Origin of the sequence: Nocardia sp. 852002-20019_SCH5090214 (genome assembly GCF_001665865.1) — a bacterium.
GTDB classification, from domain to species: Bacteria; Actinomycetota; Actinomycetes; order Mycobacteriales; family Mycobacteriaceae; genus Nocardia; species Nocardia nova.
This window is the reverse complement of record NZ_LZMK01000270.1, coordinates 24,213-42,270: the sequence shown is the minus strand read 5'-3', so window position 1 is coordinate 42,270 and position 18,058 is coordinate 24,213. Positions and strand designations below refer to the sequence as shown.

At 66.0% G+C, this 18,058-nt stretch carries 14 protein-coding genes and 2 pseudogenes; 11 read left to right on the top strand and 5 right to left on the bottom strand.

Going from position 1 to position 18,058, the window contains the following annotated elements; all coding sequences use genetic code 11:
• Window positions 1–32 precede the first annotated feature (32 nt).
• Together ftsH and A5780_RS20805 are read right to left on the bottom strand one after the other, a co-directional pair.
• Window positions 33–2,051 carry an ATP-dependent zinc metalloprotease FtsH gene (gene ftsH / locus A5780_RS20810; protein ID WP_082976614.1) on the bottom strand — a complete coding sequence of 673 codons (2,019 nt, stop codon included), beginning with the start codon at window positions 2,049–2,051 and terminating at the stop codon, window positions 33–35.
• 39 nt (window positions 2,052–2,090) lie between these two features.
• Window positions 2,091–2,366 carry a DUF1918 domain-containing protein gene (locus A5780_RS20805; RefSeq protein ID WP_063910706.1) on the bottom strand — a complete coding sequence of 92 codons (276 nt, stop codon included), beginning with the start codon at window positions 2,364–2,366 and terminating at the stop codon, window positions 2,091–2,093.
• A 209-nt stretch (window positions 2,367–2,575) separates the two neighbouring features.
• Here A5780_RS20805 and A5780_RS20800 point away from each other — a divergent pair, with 209 nt between their 5' ends.
• The 7 genes and pseudogenes from A5780_RS20800 (at window position 2,576) to A5780_RS42005 (ending at window position 10,674) form a co-directional block, all read left to right on the top strand.
• Window positions 2,576–2,995, top strand: coding sequence for a CBS domain-containing protein (locus A5780_RS20800; RefSeq protein WP_063011779.1), 420 nt, complete (start codon window positions 2,576–2,578; stop codon window positions 2,993–2,995).
• An 885-nt stretch (window positions 2,996–3,880) separates the two neighbouring features.
• The gene (locus A5780_RS20795; protein WP_064909338.1) at window positions 3,881–4,420 is read left to right on the top strand and encodes a hypothetical protein; all 540 of its coding nucleotides are present in this window, start codon (window positions 3,881–3,883) and stop codon (window positions 4,418–4,420) included.
• A 169-nt stretch (window positions 4,421–4,589) separates the two neighbouring features.
• Window positions 4,590–4,950: pseudogene (locus tag A5780_RS43175) on the top strand (group III truncated hemoglobin); the annotation flags it as partial.
• Window positions 4,951–5,195: 245 nt separating this feature from the next.
• Entirely contained in the window at window positions 5,196–5,633 is a 438-nt protein-coding gene (locus A5780_RS20790; RefSeq protein ID WP_064909355.1) for an SRPBCC family protein, read from the top strand.
• A gap of 105 nt (window positions 5,634–5,738) precedes the next feature.
• Window positions 5,739–6,041 carry a transposase gene (locus tag A5780_RS39245; protein WP_082857384.1) on the top strand — a complete coding sequence of 101 codons (303 nt, stop codon included), beginning with the start codon at window positions 5,739–5,741 and terminating at the stop codon, window positions 6,039–6,041.
• A 539-nt stretch (window positions 6,042–6,580) separates the two neighbouring features.
• Window positions 6,581–6,862 carry a hypothetical protein gene (locus A5780_RS20785; protein WP_063018006.1) on the top strand — a complete coding sequence of 94 codons (282 nt, stop codon included), beginning with the start codon at window positions 6,581–6,583 and terminating at the stop codon, window positions 6,860–6,862.
• 200 nt (window positions 6,863–7,062) lie between these two features.
• On the top strand, window positions 7,063–10,674 hold the full coding sequence (locus tag A5780_RS42005) for a hydantoinase B/oxoprolinase family protein (RefSeq protein WP_064909337.1): 3,612 nt from the start codon (window positions 7,063–7,065) through the stop codon (window positions 10,672–10,674).
• Between the two features lie 355 nt (window positions 10,675–11,029).
• On the opposite strand, the pseudogene A5780_RS42000 reads toward A5780_RS42005, so the two are convergent.
• From A5780_RS42000 to A5780_RS20765, 3 genes and pseudogenes are all read right to left on the bottom strand, one after another.
• Window positions 11,030–11,659, bottom strand: a pseudogene (locus tag A5780_RS42000) (helix-turn-helix domain-containing protein); the annotation flags it as partial.
• Window positions 11,660–12,225: 566 nt separating this feature from the next.
• A complete protein-coding gene (locus tag A5780_RS20770; RefSeq protein ID WP_231983033.1) occupies window positions 12,226–12,630 on the bottom strand; it encodes a nitroreductase family deazaflavin-dependent oxidoreductase in 405 nt (134 codons plus the stop codon).
• Between the two features lie 671 nt (window positions 12,631–13,301).
• A complete protein-coding gene (locus tag A5780_RS20765) occupies window positions 13,302–14,189 on the bottom strand; it encodes a hypothetical protein (RefSeq protein WP_064909334.1) in 888 nt (295 codons plus the stop codon).
• 461 nt (window positions 14,190–14,650) lie between these two features.
• Here A5780_RS20765 and A5780_RS20760 point away from each other — a divergent pair, with 461 nt between their 5' ends.
• The 4 genes from A5780_RS20760 to A5780_RS20745 all read left to right on the top strand — a co-directional run bounded on the left by A5780_RS20760 (window position 14,651) and on the right by A5780_RS20745 (window position 18,043).
• Window positions 14,651–15,106, top strand: coding sequence for a pyridoxamine 5'-phosphate oxidase family protein (locus tag A5780_RS20760; RefSeq protein ID WP_062967967.1), 456 nt, complete (start codon window positions 14,651–14,653; stop codon window positions 15,104–15,106).
• Window positions 15,107–15,163: 57 nt separating this feature from the next.
• Complete coding sequence (locus tag A5780_RS20755; RefSeq protein ID WP_082976613.1) at window positions 15,164–16,159, top strand: NADPH:quinone reductase; 996 nt, start codon at window positions 15,164–15,166, stop codon at window positions 16,157–16,159.
• A gap of 184 nt (window positions 16,160–16,343) precedes the next feature.
• A complete protein-coding gene (locus tag A5780_RS20750) occupies window positions 16,344–17,180 on the top strand; it encodes an ABC transporter permease (protein ID WP_064909353.1) in 837 nt (278 codons plus the stop codon).
• Window positions 17,180–18,043 (top strand): ABC transporter permease, encoded by an 864-nt coding sequence (locus tag A5780_RS20745; protein ID WP_064909333.1) that lies wholly within the window; start codon window positions 17,180–17,182, stop codon window positions 18,041–18,043. The genes A5780_RS20750 and A5780_RS20745 overlap by 1 nt, the downstream gene beginning before the upstream one ends.
• Window positions 18,044–18,058: the final 15 nt, after the last annotated feature.

The following is an 18,058-nucleotide window of genomic DNA, read 5'->3' as shown; positions in this document are numbered from 1 at the left end:
GACCCGAGCCGACCGTCGGCGCCATGGACTGCTCACCGCGTCGTCCGCGAGCCGCCGAGGCCGGGGATGGTGCGGCCATCTCTCGGGAGCTCCGGCTCTGCGACGGCCGGACGGACGCCAGGATGTGGCGCAACCGTGGCGGCGGGAACGGGTTCGCAGCGGTCGGTCGGGACAGCGATTCCCAACAGGTCGTAAACCTTTGCGCCGTCGACGGTTTCGTGTTCCAACAGCAGGTCGACCAGATGTTGAAGGACGTCGCGGTGGGACTCGAGCAGGTCGATGGCGCGATGCTCCGCCTCACGCAGCAGGCGTGCGACGTCGGTGTCCACCATCGCCTGCGTGGCTTCGGCAAACGGCCGGCTCGACATCTGTGTTCCGCTGCCGCCGAGAAAGACCGATCCGCCCCGGGGGTATCCGACCGGGCCCAGGGCCGGGGACAGCCCGAACTCGCGCACCATCTTTGTAGCGAGTTCCGTTGCCTGGGCCAGATCGTTCGCGGCTCCGGTGGATCCTTGACCGAAAACGGTCAATTCGGCGGCTCGGCCGCCCAGCCGTACGGCGAGGGTGTCGAGAAGGTAGTCCTCGCTGTAGAGATGGCGTTCGACCAGCGGTAGCTGTTCGGTCGTGCCGAGTGTCTGCCCGGCCGGGAGGATCGTCACCTTCGCGATGGGGTCCGCGTGTGGGCACAGCGCGGCAATCAGGGCATGGCCTGCCTCATGGACTGCCACGGCGTGCTTCTCGCTGGGCAGCAACACATTCGATCCCTCGCGGCGGCCGAGCAGAATCCGGTCGCGGGCGGTGTCGAAGTCGAGGGCTCGGATCGTATATCGATCGTCGCGGACTGCGCAGATCGCGGCCTCGTTGGCCAGGTTGGCCAGATCGGCGCCGGAGAACCCCGGGGCGCTGCGCGCCACGCGCTGCAAATCGACGTCGGATTCGAGGTGTTTACCGCGGCAGTGAACTCCCAGAATCGCTGCCCGTTCTTGCAGCGTCGGCAACGGGATCGTCACCTGCCGATCGAAGCGGCCCGGTCGCAGCAGCGCCGGATCGAGAATTTCGGGTCTGTTGGTCGCCGCCAGCACGACGATGCCGACAGCAGGATCGAACCCGTCCATCTCCGCCAACAGCTGATTGAGGGTTTGTTCGCGTTCGTCGTTGGCTACCGCCGTCGCAGATCCCCGCCGGGACCCGATCGCGTCGATCTCGTCGACGAACACGATCGCTGGGGCTCGTTTGCGGGCTTCGGCGAACAGATCTCGAACCCGGGCCGCGCCGACGCCCACGAACATCTCGACGAAACTCGAACCGACCACCGAGAGAAAGGGGACATCGGCTTCACCGGCCACCGCGCGCGCCAAGAGGGTCTTGCCGGTACCGGGCGGGCCGATCATCAGGACTCCCCGCGGCGCTACCGCTCCGGCGCGCCGATATCGCTGTGGCGCCTTCAGGAAATCGACTACCTCGGCGATCTCTGTTTTGGCGCCGGTATAGCCCGCGACATCGGCAAATGTGGTTCCCGGCCGCTCGGTATCGAACACCTTGGCTTTCGACTTCCCGACGCCCATCGTGGTGCCGAGTTGACTCGAGGCCCGGCTTCCGGCCCGCCGGAGCCACCAGAACAGCAGCAGGAAGGGTGCGATCATCAGCACCCACGTCAACACTTGCGATGCCCCGGAGCGGGTGGCGGCCGGAGGTGATGCGCTCACCGAAACCCCCGCCTTCTCGAGGCGGTCCAGCAGCTGCGGCCCGGCCTGAGCGGGAATGACGGTGGTGTAGTCGTGGCCGTCGCCCAGCGTGCCCGAGGCCCGTCCGGACGACTGGAGCGTGACAGTCTTGATCTGATGTGCATCGACATCCGAGACGAACTCGCTGTAGCCGAGCTGACGCGGAGACGGCTTCGATTTCTCCAGTCCGGGCAGCCATATCGACGCCACCAGCACGGCGACGAGCGCACCGACCGGGACGAGCCACCACAGCCACGCTTTGCCCGACGGCGGCGGCACCAGCGCCGGCGGGGTCCCCGCCGGCGGACCGCTCGCGCGTCTACTCATGAGGCCTCCTGGCCATGCGTGCCTCTGTGCGCGCTGCCATCAATGTCGCGGTCCGGCGCCGTGTGCGCCCGGCACGTGCTGCATGGACGAATAGCGTTCCGCCGCAACAGTTTCCTGCTTGCGCAGTTGCTCAACGGTCAGAACGTAGGCATCTGTACTGGGGAAGAACAGCGCTCGGTGGCCGGTATCGGTCCAGTGCACGAGGTACGGAGGCGCTCCCTCACTCCCGTGCACCTCCTCGATCAACCCGTGGCGTACCGCGCCACCTACCTCATGCCCCTCCACGACCAGCCAATCTCCGGGCTTCGCATACATCTTCTCGCACCTCCTCACCGACGATCATGGTCATTCGGAGGGTCTGCCAACAGGGTCGTTGGGCCCACACCGCCCACCACACCCGAAACCGACCCGTCCGGCCGCCGGGCACCTGCCGCGTGGAGGAGGCCGGGGACCTTCGCCCCTTCCGGTCGCGTACCGGCGGGGCGATGGTGAGAAGGATCGAAATGGCCGAACAGGAGGACGAGATGACAACTGCGAGACAGATCATGCACTCGGGTGCCACCTGGATGTCACGTGCGAACACGGTCGAGGAGGCGGCCCGCACGATGCGGGAACTCGACGTGGGAGTGTTGCCGATCAGCGATGAGCACGAGCGGCTGTGCGGAATCGTCACCGACCGCGACATCGTCGTGAAATGCCTTGCCCTGGGCCATGACCCGGCGACGACGACATGCGCCGATCTCTGCGAAGGAACTCCCCGCTGGATCGACGCCGACGCCGACGCGCGCGACGTTCTCAAGGAGCTGGAAGAGCACCAGATCAAACGGCTGCCGGTCATCGAGAACAAACGGCTGGTCGGCATGATCAGCGAAGCTGACATCGCACGACACCTCCAGGACGAAGAAATCGCGGAGTACGTGGAGCGGGTGTACGCGCACGGCTGATCACGCCGCGACGGCAATGCAGCGCCGTTACCCGCGTCACCTTACTGTTGTCTGCCGACACCGATGCCTGGCGACGGTCGCTGGATCGTCGCCAGTAGCATGCCGCGATCAACCAAATCATCGGCGTAGATCACCGGGCCGACCAAGCGGCCTATGCCACCATGCTTTTCGCAGATAAGACATTCATTCCCCACCGCGCGACTGTATCGACCAACGCACCGTCATGCCGCATACCGTGCTGACCGAACCGGCGGCCAGCGCGACCCCTCTGGATGCATGTGAGCTGTCTTTTTGGGGTAGACCCCAATCTGACGCACCCGTCGGCGATCAATTCTTCCGGCTGACCGACTGCGCTGGGTGAGCGTCTCGAGGTGTGTCGGAAAGGGGGCCCGAGCAGTGGTCCCGGGCGACCGAGGTAACCGCCCTACCGGTCTGGCCCTCGACCGGTTTCGGTGCTGAAGTCCTGTTGCTGTGAGGCTTTCGGCCCTGTGCAATGATCGGCGGCCGCGAGGACATTTACCAGTGGAGGCCGCCTGGCATCGATAGCGTCCGTTGGGTTGGGTTGGTGCAGGAACCAGGCGGTGGGGGTAAGCAGGCGCATTCGTCGAGACTGCGAGGTGGCGCGTTGACGGAATTGGTGCGTTTCCGTTGGCCGATGGATGCAGCGTGCTCGTCGAGGTGCCTGCACAACATTGCCAGCGCCGGGAGGATGAGTCGATGACCAGCGGTCCGTCTTTTGCCGCGCGATGCCCATATCCCGGGGCCGACCAGCATCGGAACCGGTGTCGAGGAGGCGATCACGCAGATCGTGACACACCGAGAACAGTTCGACCACGCGCACCGCGGCGGCGCATTCTCACTGTCGTCGCGAGCGCCCTGGCCTTGGTGGGCCTTGCCGCTCCGGCTGCCGCGCACACCCCGGTCCTGCTCGGCTCGGACGACACCGTCGACGCCCTCGACACGAGTCCATTCGCCCCTATCGGAACCGTCTCGTTCGCCTTCTACGGCCGAACCAGCGCGGTCGGCGACACACGCGCGGTCCGCATCCAACTCTCCAGAGGCGAGCCCTTCCATGCTCAGCTCCTCATTCCCGATCTGGCCCCCGAGAACGAGCTACCCGTCCCGCAATTGCCCCGACTGTCGATCCTCGGCCCCGACCGAGCCGTGACCACTCTCGATAACACCGCGCGCGCCCCCTTCTTCGAACCGTTCACCCAGACCTCGTACCTAACCCTCGCCGACACCGCCTCGGCCGCGCAGGCCGGCACCTACACCCTCGTTGTCACCGGCTCCGCGCCGGCCCGGTTCGTGATTGCCACCGGCGACACCGAACAATTCGGCGCACCACTGGTCAACGCGACCGCCGCCACCCTCTCCGACGTTCAAACCTGGTACCGCACACCTCCCACCTCCGGCACCGGCTGATTCACCGTCCGTAACGCGTTCCCTGGGGTGCGACCGATCCGGTCAGCAGAATGCGGTGCCGAAAACGAAGTGCCCTCCCCGGACTGCGCGCTTGGCCGATAGATCATCTCCGCAGGTAGACCCGTGTGTTCAGCGGATGTGTCCCCCTCCGGACGCCTTTTTATCGGGTATGTGTGCCCTCGATGCCGTGTCCAGGCACTGCCTGGACACGGCTTTTTTCTACGGCCGGGCACTGACCGATGAGCTGCTCGCGGAACCGTTCACCGAACTCCGCGAGGCCGGTCTGGAATCGCACCTGCCCGTGATGTGCGACTTCTGGGAGACGGTGCTGTTCGGTACCAAGTCTTACCGCCGCCCTCGCCGTCCACCTCCGCCTGCACGAGCAGCATCCGCTCACGGCCGCTCACTTCCAGCGCTGGCTGGCGCTGTGGATCGAGACCGTCGAGCAACGGCATTCCGGCCCGTTTCCGGCGCGGGCGGTGTTGCAGGCCGGATGGATGGCGCGGGCGATGAACCGCCGCATCACCGGAGACCGGAGCTGGGGCTCGGGCGAGCCCGTCCTCACGCCAGTTCGAACGCGCGATCGACCAGCGTCCGATAGGGCCCGACAGCCGCCGGGACATGACCCCTGGCGGCGCCGCGACGTGAGAGTACTGTCACGAGCAGACACCCTCGGCCAGAGCAGCACCGACATCTCCACCGCGAGGAGAGACCGATCTCATGACCGACATCGATACCGGATCCGAAGCAGTGAACGACGCCGGGGATGGCCGCCGTGCCCACTGACAGCGCCGCCGTAACCGTGCGCCTGCACGCGCCGGTGGCGCGGGTGCTCGAGACCATCCGCGACCTGCAACATCAGCCGGAGTGGATTCCAGAGATCCTCGAAGCCGACGTGCTCGAGGTCGACGAGCCGACCGGGCTGCCGGTGACCGCCCGGTTCAAGGCGTCGGCGACGGTCGGCACCGACACCTACACCTTGACCTACCGGCATCGTGACGACGGCATGAGCTGGTCGATGGTGGAAGGCCGATTGCAGACCGGTCAGGAAGGCCGGTACCAGCTCGAAGATGCCGGCCCGGACACCACATCGGTCACCTACCAGTTGACCATCCACCACAACTTGCCGCTACCCGGCTTCATCCGCAAGCGGGTGATCAAAGGGCTGGTGAACAGCACGCTCAACGGTTTACGGAAGCGAGTCGAAGCGTGAATCGGCGGACTGCCCAATAGCCGCCGAGTTGCCGGAAGTTATCGGTTTCCCGGTCTCCTATCCGGGGGTTCCGGTAGTAATCGCGCGTAAAACAACGACGATGGCTTGACACAACGGCTTGACAAGCGCCGACCGGCGATCGCGGCGGCGTTGAAACCGGTCTACTCCGCACCCACCGAAGCCGCTGCGCTGGAACGATTCTGCGAGTTCCGTGGGAATGGGGGACGAAATATCCTGCGATCGTGCGGCTTTGGGAGAACGCGTGGGGCGGAGTTCGTGCCGTTCCTGGCGTTCGACACAGAGATCCGGCGAGTGGTGTGTTCGACCAACGCGATCGAGAGCGTGAACGCCCGCATTCGTCGGGCGGTCCGTGCTCGCGGGCACTTCCCAACGAGCAGGCCGCACTGAAATGCGTCTACCTCGCCATCATGGCCCTCGATCCCACCGGCACTGAACCGCCCCGGTGAGTCCGGAGATGATGATGTTCTCCGGACATCCCGGTGCGATTCAGGCCTCAGGGGAGCAAGCACCATGAGTCTGGCGACTATCGACAAACAGAGCTCGCACGCCAGAATCTCGTCGAGAACCCGGCATGCGCGGGCGTGTTCCTTCCGCCTCCCGCCCACGAAGTCGGGGCAAGATGGGTCAATCGTGAATACAGCACTGATCATCGGGGACGTCCAGCGGGGCATCACGGCCAACTATCCGCCGCACAGGTGGTGGACCCACTGAACGAACTACTCCCCGCGCTCGCGAGGTCTGCACGCTTGTAGTGTTCGTACGATTTGCCCTGCGCCCCAATGGAATCGACTTGCCGCGACATGGCGAGTCGTTCCGAACCTTCTACGAAGTGGGCGACGCCTTTCATGAGGGGGCACCCGGAACAGAGAGCGAATTGCCGGTCGCCGCCAAGGATGTCATCGTGTCCAAGCCCGGACGAACCGCGGATGGGCGTCGAACTGATCACCGACAGCGGCCGGCGCTACTCGGCAAGAACCACCGATGCCTTCACCGAATACGGGATGGAGATCTTCCGCGAACCGATGTCCGAGGTCCTTCGACTCGACCTCGGCGGCATCGAGCCCCTCCGGAACCGGCTACAACTTCTGGCTCGGCGTCGACGACGTGATGGTCGTATTCGCCCCGGAACCCAGCGAAGAGATCGGCATCCCGGAACCGAGCTGACAACACGAGCCGGATACGAGCGGGCGTCGGCGGGGCTCCCCTGAATTAGTGGACCCCATATGCCGTATATCCCCGAACCGACGTCAGGCGCGCGGCGTGACCTGCGTTGACGTGCGCCGACATCGCACCGGCAAAAGCTGGCACCACCGGGCACAGTGCATGGATACTTCAATTGGCATCTTGGATACCGATCACATTGCGAGCGGTCCATGCTGCAGGCCGTCGCGGAGCCGAGGAGGCGTGGTTGGCGAATTCCTTTTCGTCCGGCCGAGAGGTCGGCTGGCAGTTCTGGATCGATCGGGGCGGCACATTCACCGACGTGGTGGCGCGCCGCCCGGACGGGGAGCTGATCAGCCACAAATTGCTATCGCAGAACCCGGCGCGCTACCTCGACCCCGCGATAGCAGGCATTCGCGAGATCCTGAACCGGTCCGGTATCGAAAATATCGCATCCGCGCGGATCGATGCCGTCCGAATGGGCACCACGGTCGCCACCAACGGGCTGCTCGAGCGCACGGGTGACCGCACGGCGCTGGTCATCACCACAGGCTTTCGTGACGCGCTGCGCATCGCCTATCAGAACCGCCCGCAGATCTTCGCCCGCGAGATCATCCTGCCGGAACTGTTGTACGAGCGGGTGATCGAAGTCGACGAACGGATCGCCGCCGACGGCACGGTGCTGGCGCCGCTGGATGCCGATACTGTGGCGGATGAGCTGAAAGCCGTGTACGACAGCGGTATTCGTGCCATCGCGGTGGTGTGCATGCACTCGTACCGTTATCCCGATCACGAACGCGAAATCGGCCTGCTCGCCGACCGCATCGGATTCACCCAGGTTTCGTTGTCCAGCGAAGTGAGTCCGCTGATGAAGCTGGTGCCGCGCGGCGATACGACCGTTGTGGATGCCTATCTGTCGCCGGTGCTGCGCCGCTATGTCCGGCACGTTTCCGATCAGCTCGCCGGTGTTCGGCTGCTGTTCATGCAGTCCAATGGCGGACTCGCCGCGGCGGGGCAATTCCGCGGCAAGGACGCCATTCTGTCCGGACCGGCCGGCGGCATCGTCGGCATGGCACGGATGTCTCGGCTGGCAGGTTTCGATCGGGTCATCGGTTTCGATATGGGCGGAACGTCTACCGACGTCTCCCATTTCGCGGGCGAGTTCGAGCGCGTGTTCACAACGCAGCTGGCCGGGGTGCGGTTACGCGCGCCGATGCTCGATATCCACACCGTTGCCGCCGGGGGCGGTTCGGTGCTGCATTTCGACGGCAGCCGCTACCGGGTCGGCCCCGATTCGGCAGGCGCCGTGCCGGGACCGGCGTGCTACCGCGGCGGCGGGCCGTTGACGGTCACCGACGCGAACGTGATGCTCGGGCGGATTCAACCCGACAGCTTCCCCGCGGTTTTCGGTCCGACCGGCGATCAGCCGGTGGACGCCGAGTGGGTTCGCACGCGATTCGCGGAGTTGGCCGCGGACATCCGCGCGAAGACTGGCGACAACCGCACACCGGAACAGGTCGCCGAGGGATATCTCCGGATCGCGGTCGCCAACATCGCCGCCGCCGTCAAACGAATCTCGGTGCAGAAGGGGCATGACGTTACCCGTTACGCCTTGACCACCTTCGGCGGCGCGGGCGGACAGCTCACGTGCGCGGTGGCCGATTCGCTCGGCATCCGAACCATTCTTGTCCCTCCCCTGGCCGGGGTGCTGTCTGCACTGGGCATCGGTCTGGCCGACACCACCGCGATGCGAGAACAGTCGGTGGAACTGCCGCTGCACCCGGATTCGATGGCGCGGGTCACGGCCACCGCGGATGCGCTCGAGGCAGCGGCACGTGCCGAACTGCTGGCCGAAGACGTTCCGGAGCATCGAATCCGGGTAGTTCGACGTGCCCAGGTGCGCTACGACGGCACCGATACCGCCCTCACCGTCGAACTCACCGGACCCGATCGCATGGCAGCCGATTTCGTGGCCCGCCACCGCGCCACATACTCATTCACCCTGGATCGCCCCCTGGTCGTGGAAGCGCTCTCGGTGGAGACGACCGGACTCACCGAAGCGCCGAACCTCTCCGGATTGGTTCCCACGACATCGACAACCACCGGACCCCGCACGGTGCGACTGCACACTGGGGGGTCCTGGCGCGAGGTCCATCTCTACATCCGAGACGAATTGACGTCCGCCGAGGCCATCATCGGGCCCGCGTTGATCACCGAGACCAACGCCACGGTGGTAGTCGACGAGGGGTGGCAGGCCAGGGTGCACGAGACGGGACATCTGATCATGCAACGGGCCGTCGCACCCACCGGCGTCCGAGTGCGCACCGACGCCGACCCGGTGCTGCTGGAGGTGTTCAACAACTTGTTCATGTCGATCGCCGAGCAGATGGGCGCCCGGCTGGAGTCGACATCTCAATCCGTGAATATCAAAGAGCGCCTTGATTTCTCCTGCGCCCTGTTCGACCCCGACGGCAATCTGGTAGCCAACGCGCCGCATATTCCCGTGCACCTGGGATCGATGGGCACCAGCGTCAAGGAGGTGATCCGCCGCACGACGACCATGCGGCCGGGTGACTGCTACGCGGTCAACGATCCCTATCACGGGGGCACTCATCTGCCCGACATCACGGTCATCACCCCGGTCTTCGACACAGCGGGCACGCGCGTGCTGTTCTACGTCGCCTCCCGCGGGCACCATGCCGAAATCGGCGGTACAGCACCGGGTTCCATGCCCGCGGACAGCCGCCGCATCGAGGAGGAGGGCATCGTCTTCGACAACTGGCTGCTCGTCGAACACGAGCGGTTCAGGGAAGCGGAGACCTACCAGCTACTGACCGAGTCGCCGTATCCGTCCCGCAATCCCGCCACGAACCTCGCCGATCTGCGCGCCCAGGTCGCCGCCAACGCCAAAGGTGTCGAAGAGGTCGGCAAGATGATCAGGCATTTCGGGCTCGACGTCGTGCAGGCCTACATGCGGCACGTACAGGACAACGCGGAGGAGTCGGTTCGCCGCGTCATCGAGGCCCTCCACGACGGCGAATACCGCTACGAGAACGACCTCGGCGCCATCATCGCGGTCCACGTGCGCGTCGACCGCGAAAGCCGAAGCGCCATCATCGATTTCACCGGCACGTCAGCGCAGCTCGAGGGCAATTTCAACGCTCCCTATGCGGTGGCCAACGCCGCGGTGCTGTATGTCTTTCGAACCCTGGTCGCCGATGAAATTCCGCTCAACGACGGCTGCTTGCGCCCACTGCGGATCATCGTGCCTGCCGGTTGTATGCTCGCGCCGCGTCCGCCGGCCGCCGTCGTCGCGGGCAATGTCGAGACGTCACAGGCGATCACCGGGGCGCTGTATGCCGCGCTGGGAGCGCAGGCCGAGGGCTCGGGCACGATGAACAACGTTACTTTCGGAAACGACCGATGCCAGTATTACGAGACCATCGGCTCCGGTTCCGGCGCAGGTGAGGGCTTCGACGGGACATCCGTGGTGCAGACGCACATGACCAACTCCCGGCTCACCGATCCGGAGGTGCTGGAGTGGCGCCTGCCGGTGCTACTGGAGGAATTCGCGATACGCACCGGTAGCGGAGGAATCGGACGCTGGCACGGTGGCGACGGCGCGTTGCGGCGGCTCCGGTTCACCGAACAGGTGACCGTCTCGACACTATCGAGTCACCGTCGGGTCCCGCCGTACGGCATGGCCGGCGGCGCGCCCGGAGCACTGGGCATCAATCGCATCGAGCGTGCGGACGGCACCATCGTGAGGTTGCGCGGTGCGGATTCCGCGCAACTGCAGCCCGGCGACGTCTTGATTGTGGAGACTCCAGGGGGCGGTGGCTACGGAGCGGCGAAGTAAGCACGTCGAGGACGGCAGTCAAGTCACGAAGAGGGTTATTTTCGGAACGCAAAGACCCGGTAGATCGGACGGCTGTCGCGGCAGCAGCCCATCCGATCGACGTGGACGGCAACTTGTGGGTGCGCCCGTTAGTTCGTCGGGGGTCACGCGGCAAGCGGGAGGGGCGTGGCCAGGTCGCGGCGGCCGAGCTGGTGCAGTAGGTCGTTGAGGTCGTCGCGGGTGAAGGTCCAGTCGAATGAACGGCCGGGCGGCGGCGTTGTAGTGGTCCTGGAAGGCGAGCAGCCGGTCGGCGACGGCGGTCAGGTCGGGGTTGCACGACGGAGAAGTAGACCTCCACCTGGTTAAGCCAGGAGGCGTGGGCCGGCAGCTGCACCATGTGCGCGTTCGGGTAGGCGTCGTCGAGTCGTTTCGCTGCGGCCCAGTTGCGGTGGGAGGCTCCGTTGTCGACGATCCAGAACACCCGCCGCGCACTGAGGTAGGGCTCGCTGGTCATGACCTGCGCGGCAAGCCGGCCGAACGGTTCGATACCGGTGGTCGGCCCGCAGCGGCCGATGACGTGGGCGCGGTGCACGTCGTAGGCGGCGAAGTAGGCCAGAGTGCCGCCGCGCTGGTGTTCGGACTCGACCCGCATCGGCCGCCGAGCCGCGGGCCCGAGGCTGCGGCGGAGGCGGTGACGTGCCTGGACACCTGGTTTCTCATCAGCGGAGAGCACGTAGTCGTCCGCGCCGAGTGGTTCGTCGTCCCAGATGCGGGCATACAGGTCCAGCGCCCGAGCGGCCTTGACCTCGGCGACCTGCTCCGCGGTGAACGTGCGGGGACGGCCACTGCGCGGCAGATCGATCAACCCATCGATCCCATTGCCGCAGAACCGTTTCCGCCACTTGCGGGCCGTGTCGGCAGTGATCGCGAGGGCGCGGGCGATACCGGCATTCGACTGCCCGGCAGGTGCTGCGAGCACGATCCGCGCCCGCAGCACCTGCCGCATCGGTGCCGAGGAGCGGCGGGTGATCGCTTCCAACTGCGACCGCTGGCCGGCGGTCAGGACGACAACATGCGGACTCCGTGCCGACACTCCGCGGTGGCACGACGATATTCCCTTGTCCCTCAACATGATCAACGACCGGGACACTGTGCCCGACCGGCCACCGAGAACCGGCGCGCCACGCCGCAGCCGCCGTCATGACAGGCTGAACCCCATGGCCACACCGCCGGAATCGACCAAAACCTCACTGCGACAGCGACTGGCCGCCCACGCAGCCGAACGCTGGCCGCAACCGGCCGCCGTCCACGTCCGATACCACGGCGCGTTCGCCTACATCACCGGCGAACTCGCCGACGGCACCCGACTGCCACTGATGCGACTGCGCTACACCGGATACGCCACCACCTGGGGATTCGCTATCTACCTCGCCAGCCGAGACGGCTACCACAACTCCATCCTTCCCAACGGCCGCCCCGCTGGCACCCGCCGAAACACTCGACTGCGCCTGCGCCCTCTACCTCAACGACCCCACCGCCTGGCAACCCCCGACGAACAAACGGGCGCACCCACTAGGAGGGCTGGCCCGACTGGGTATGCAGTTCGAGGTACTTGTCGACCTTGAGTCGGTGAAGGGTGCGTCGATGCCGAGGGGGCAGCCGTGGTTCTGCTTTCTCGGCGGTGATGATCGCGGGATCGATCGTGTCGAATGTGTGGCCGTGGACCTGGATGGTGGCTCGGCCCTCGTGCAGGACATTGCGGAGCCAATCGACTCGCGTGCCGTACGGCAGCGGAATGATGACCCCGTCCGGCACCTCTTCCACGACCACGGGCGTGGCATAGGCTTTTCCGGAACGTCGGCCGGTGTGCCGCACCACTCCCGCGTACCAATGTTCGCGGCCTGCCATGGTCATCATGACCGGGTTGGTCACGTACTTGTTCACCACCCGCATCCGATCACGGACCACGGAGGTCATGCTGGAAATCCCTGGATTGTCGGCCATCAATCAACGATGATCTCGGGCCGGCACGGCCGATAGGGTCGATCGGGCCCTGCCCGCAGGGCATTTGGGTGGTACCTGCACGTACCCCTTCGTGTTGTCGTGGAGCAGCGCTGCCGGCACGGCGGGAGTCGTCGTCTCCGTGCGCTCTTGGGTCTCGCCGGGCCTGGCGGAATCGAGGGGACGGGCGGTGTCGGACCCCCGCGCGGCGCTGTCGGTGTGGTCCGATGACATGCTCGTCTTCGGTGGCTTCCTGCCCGGAGGACCGGGGCACAGTGCCCTGACCGTCACCGGACATGGCGATGACGATGGGCATCGGGTTGGCGTATCGGGCGGGGTAGTCGATAGAAGCGGAATGCGAACCGCTGCTGGTCCAGCAACCGGGCGACGGTGTCGGTGATCAGATCCCCGCCTGGGTATCCGGTGCGGCCCGTGATGCGAACATCATCGCAGTGTCTGCTCGAGCCTGCCCGGTTACTGCGTAACGATATCGGCTGCAACACCGCGACTGCGGAGCTGGGCGGTGAGGCTGGATCCCGGGTCGGATTGGACCGAGGAGCGGGAATGGCGGGGCACGGCCGGCCGGATGGACGCTTTCGGCGGCCGAGACATCGTCGCCTGAAGCTCGTAGTCGTCGAACGGTTGGGCTATCGACAGTCGTCCGGTTCATGGTCTAGGTGTGCGGTGTGGCGGTAGAAGGCGTCGGCGGGGGTGATGACGACGGTGGTGTCGGTGCGGCGGGTGGTGGCCGCGAGGCCGAGGTGGCCATTGCGCCACCAGTAGACCGACTGGTTGATCGGCCAGGGATCCTCGGTGTGCAGGGCGGCGAGCCGCGCCAGGACGGTGATGGCTTTCACGACCTCGATGCCGGTGACGGGGTAGGCGTAGATCGATTCTTTCGACGGTATGGTCAGTACCGCCCCTCGTGGTCCGGTGACCGGATGGTCTCCAAGCCACCGGGTGTGGGCGGTCAGGTACTCCGGGCCGGTCAACAGCGCTATCGGCGCGAGCTCTTCGGCCATTGGTACTCCATCGAAGGAGTCGTGTTCGATGTGGACTCCGCCGTCGGTGCGAACGTTGGACTCGGCGAGGTCGAAAAGTTCCCATTCGCCGATCGGCCACCATGCGAGCATGTCGTAGGTGACGTGGGTAGCGCTGTGGATTCGGTCGATGACCACCCGCTGGATCAATCCTGGCGCAATGATGCGCCGGACTCCGTTGACCCCGATCGGCACGGTGCCGTAGAGGCGGGTGCGCACTAGATGACGCATCACGGCGAAATCGGTGTAGTCGAGCGGGTCGTCGCGGTCGGCCTCGATCGTGACCGCGATGGTGTCAAGATGGTCGGCTACCACCGTCGGCCACTGGTGTGGCGGATAGGTGGCCACCAGGCGCCGAAGGTGGCTGGGCACCAGCGTAAATGACCTCCGCCCATCGACCTCGACTGTGTCGGGACCGGTCCGCTGACAGGTGTAGCCGCGTGAGCGCGCGACCGTCCACAGCAGCTGCAGTAATTGATCCGGCTCGATAGTCATCCCACCTCCGTTGGGTCTCTGCCTTCCCCGGGCCACGGAAACCACTCGGACAAGCCGAGCTCAGTGTGGCGCACGGGTGTGACACACAGCGACGCCGCGTGTCATGCACGCTCCGGGGGCTGCCGGACGGACCGAGCGCTACTGGACTACGAGCGCCAATTGGCGATCTCGTCTGTTTCCCGCGACTGGTGCACAGACGTCGGCGAGCGGCGCTGTATGGCTGTGACAGTGCAGGTTCGGGCGAAAAGGGAAGGCCCACGGCGATTGGTGTAAGTCGCCCCTTTTTGTCGGCATCAATCCGGATGGCGCGGCCCCGCAGCTGAAATCGTGCCTTCTCCTGACTTGGGGGCTGGTCCGTCAGCGACGTGGGGCAGTGGTCGTCGCGCGCCTGACGAGTCTGGTGATTGCTGTGACGAGAGCGGGCTCGGATTCGCCGGCAGGTCCGGGGGTAGGCACGGGACATGGGTGTCATCGACGAGGACATGCGCTCGATCGTGGACAGCGCCAAACTCGGGTTCGTCGCCACGGTGTGCGCGGACGGATCACCGAACCTTTCCCCGAAGGGAACCGTGCGGGTGTACGACGACGACCATCTGGTGTTCCTGAATCAGGCATCGCCGGGCACGGTCGCCAACTTGCGGCGTGATCCCCGACTGGAAATCAACGTGGTCGACTTCCTCAAACGACGCGGCTACCGGTTCAAGGGAACCGCCGAATTCCACGGCCCCGGCAGTGCGGTGTTCGAGTGGATTCACGACTGGTTGCTCGCCACACAGGGACCGGGATATCCCGCGATCGAAGCGGTACTGGTGACCGTCGACCGCGCCCTGCCGGTGGACTCACCGGCCTACCAGTTCGGGCATGCCACCGAGTCCGAGCTGCGGGCGGCTTGGGCCGCAACGTACGGGATCGAGTAAGTCCCCAGGCCGTGACCGCCGTGTCGGCGCCTCATCGGCCGAAAGGAGGCAGGCGCGATGGCCGGGATTCCGGACGTGATGTACGCGGCCTACGTGGAGGCGCTCGGCCCGGCCGATGCGATCCGCTACGGACGGTTGCCCGTCCCGCGAATCGGACCCACCGATGTGCTGGTGGCCGTCCACGCGGTCACGGTCGACCCGGTGGACACGTTCGTGCGGTCGGGGGCGTATGCGACGCCGACTCCCTTCCCGTTCATCATCGGCCGCGACCTGGTCGGAAACGTCGCGGCGGTCGGCGGCGGGGTAGCCGGGTATGCGGTCGGGGACGCGGTGTGGTGCAACAGTCTGGGCCACGGTGGCCGGCAGGGGTCGTTCGCGCAGTATGCGGTTGTCCCGGTCGACCGGCTGTACCACCTGCCCGGCGGGGTGGATCCGGTCCAGGCGGTCGGTGTCGCACATCCGGCTGCCACGGCATGGTTGGGGCTGTTCCGGCACGCTCGGCTCGGGCTGGGAGACAACGTATATATCGGCGGCGGTGCCGGAAACGTGGGCGATGCCGCGGTCCGCCTGGCGCGCGCCGCCGGCGCCCGGGTGATCGCGTCCGCCTCCGGGAACGGGCTCGAGCGTCTCCGCGATGCGGGGGCCGCTGTGGTGGTCGACTACCGGGACCCCGACATGGCCGAGCAGATCCGGGCGGCGGCGCCTGCGGGGTTGGACGTGTATTGGGACACCTCGGGTCATCACGATATCGACGTCGCGGTCGTGTTGCTGGCCCGCGGGGGCCGGCTCCTGCTGACAGCGGCCGGACCGCAGGCGCGGGTGCCGCTACCCGTCGACCGCGTCTACACCCACGACATCACCCTGGCTGGGTTCGTGATCAGCAACGCCGCCGTCACCGACCTGGCCGCCGCCGCGACCGTGCTCAACCGGAAGCTCGCCGACCGAACCCTGACCGCGCGGATCGCCGACACGATGCCCCTTGCGCGAGCAGCCGAAGCACACCACCGTCTCGAAAAGGGTGGCGTCGGCGGCCGGCTCATCCTGATGCCATGACGAGGAACCGAGGAGCGGGCAAGCTGACCGGGGCTCACGGGCAGGGGTAGCCAGGACCATGCCGGTTCGCTACTATGACCGCCGTCACAGAAAAAATAATGAAGCACTAATTTGTTTCGCCGGATCGAGTCAGCGCGGTTCGTTCGCTGAGTACAGGAAAGAAATGTCCACGGTTACAGAAGCGATGCCGCCCGTCGCTGAGCGCCCTTCGCTCCGTCGCATCGTCGGGGAGAACTTTTCCGAGACCGCCGTCTCGGCGCTGCGGACCTTCGGCCGGACGGTCGAGCTGGGATGGCAGGCCACGTCCGGTGCGGTGGGTGATGTCCCACGCTTGCGCTTTCAGTGGCGTGAAAGCCTTTATCAGGGTTGGTATTTCATCTCGGTGACGGCCTTGCCCGCCATCTTGATGGCGGTCCCGTTCGGCGTCATCGTCTCGGTCCAGGTCGGCAATCTGATCCATCAGCTGGGTGCGGATTCGCTCATCGGCGCGGCCGGTGGACTGGGAGTGATCAAACAGGGTGCGCCGGTCGCTACCGGTCTGCTGCTCGGCGGCGCCGGGGCGGCGGCGATCGCGGCCGACCTCGGGGCGCGGACCATCAGGGAAGAGATCGACGCTCTGCGGGTGATGGGCGTCGATCCGGTACACCGGCTGGTGATTCCGCGGGTCGTCGCGATGGTGCTGATCGCGCCGCTGCTCAATATCCTGATCATCTTCGTGGGTGTCGCCGCCGGATACTTCGTGGCGGTGACCGCGCAGGGGGTGACCTCCGGTAGTTACTGGCTGACCTTCGGGTCGTTCACCGTCGTCGCGGATGTCTTTGTGTCACTGGCGAAATCGGCGCTGTTCGGCCTGCTGGTCGCCGTCATCGCGTGCCAGCGTGGTCTGGAGGCCAGAGGCGGCCCGCGCGGCGTCGCCGACGGCGTGAACGCCGCGGTCGTGCTGTCGGTAGTGGCGCTGGTGCTGGTGAACCTGGTGATCACCCAGCTCACCGCGATGTTCCTGCCGGTGAGGTTCGCCTGATGGTCGCGACTTCCTACACGCCGCTCGGGCTGGGCCATATCGTGCGTTTCGCGCGATCGCGGCATCTGTCGTCCCCGGTCGAGAATCTCGGTTTCGCGGCCGAGTTCGTCTGGCAGGTCCTGACGTCGATTCCCTTGGCGGCCCGTCATTACCGGGCCCAGACGATGCGTGCCATCACCGATATGACCTGGGGGAACGGTTCGATCATCGTGGGCGGCGGCACTGTTCCGATGCTGATCGTGCTCGGCCTGGCGATGGGAGCCGGGACGGGCATCGAATCGTTCGCCACGCTCGACATGCTGGGTATGGGTCCGCTGACCGGCATCATCTCCTCGTTCGCCAACACCCGGGAACTGGCCCCGATCGCCGCCGGCATCGGATTCGCCGCACAAGCCGGCTGCCGGATGACCGCGGAGATCGGCGCCATGCGCATCTCCGAAGAGATCGACGCGTTGGAATCGCTGGGCCTGCGCTCGATTCCGTTCGTGGTCAGCACGCGAGTGGTCGCGGGCGCGGTGGCGGTGGTGCCGACATTCCTGGTCGCTCTCATCCTCGGCTACCTCTCGTGCCAGACGGTGATCGTCACCCTGCACGGCCAAGCCTCCGGGGTGTACGAGCACTACTTCTTCCAATTCGTCAGCGGCTGGGACGTCGTCGCCGCGACCGTCAAGGTGCTGGTGTTCGCCACCGCGGTCATCCTGATCCATTGTTATCAAGGCTTTTTCGCCGGCGGCGGGCCCGAAGGCGTGGGTATCGCCTCCGGCCGCGCGGTGCGGGCGAGCTTCGTCGCGGTGATCGCGCTGGACATGGTGCTCAGCATCGTGCTGTGGGGCGTGCACTCGTCGATCGAGTTCACGGGGTAGGGCGGATGCCGAATT

What these genes read in the sequence shown, in the direction of transcription:
- ftsH (WP_082976614.1), bottom strand. Translation starts at nt 2,051, where the DNA reads ATGAGTAGACGCGCGAGCGGTCCGCCGGCGGGGACCCCGCCGGCGCTG.
- A5780_RS20805 (WP_063910706.1), bottom strand. Translation starts at nt 2,366, where the DNA reads ATGTATGCGAAGCCCGGAGATTGGCTGGTCGTGGAGGGGCATGAGGTA.
- A5780_RS20800 (WP_063011779.1), top strand. Translation starts at nt 2,576, where the DNA reads ATGACAACTGCGAGACAGATCATGCACTCGGGTGCCACCTGGATGTCA.
- A5780_RS20785 (WP_063018006.1), top strand. Translation starts at nt 6,581, where the DNA reads ATGGGCGTCGAACTGATCACCGACAGCGGCCGGCGCTACTCGGCAAGA.
- A5780_RS20770 (WP_231983033.1), bottom strand. Translation starts at nt 12,630, where the DNA reads ATGACCTCCGTGGTCCGTGATCGGATGCGGGTGGTGAACAAGTACGTG.
- A5780_RS20765 (WP_064909334.1), bottom strand. Translation starts at nt 14,189, where the DNA reads ATGACTATCGAGCCGGATCAATTACTGCAGCTGCTGTGGACGGTCGCG.
- A5780_RS20760 (WP_062967967.1), top strand. Translation starts at nt 14,651, where the DNA reads ATGGGTGTCATCGACGAGGACATGCGCTCGATCGTGGACAGCGCCAAA.
- A5780_RS20755 (WP_082976613.1), top strand. Translation starts at nt 15,164, where the DNA reads ATGGCCGGGATTCCGGACGTGATGTACGCGGCCTACGTGGAGGCGCTC.
- A5780_RS20750 (WP_064909353.1), top strand. Translation starts at nt 16,344, where the DNA reads ATGCCGCCCGTCGCTGAGCGCCCTTCGCTCCGTCGCATCGTCGGGGAG.
- A5780_RS20745 (WP_064909333.1), top strand. Translation starts at nt 17,180, where the DNA reads ATGGTCGCGACTTCCTACACGCCGCTCGGGCTGGGCCATATCGTGCGT.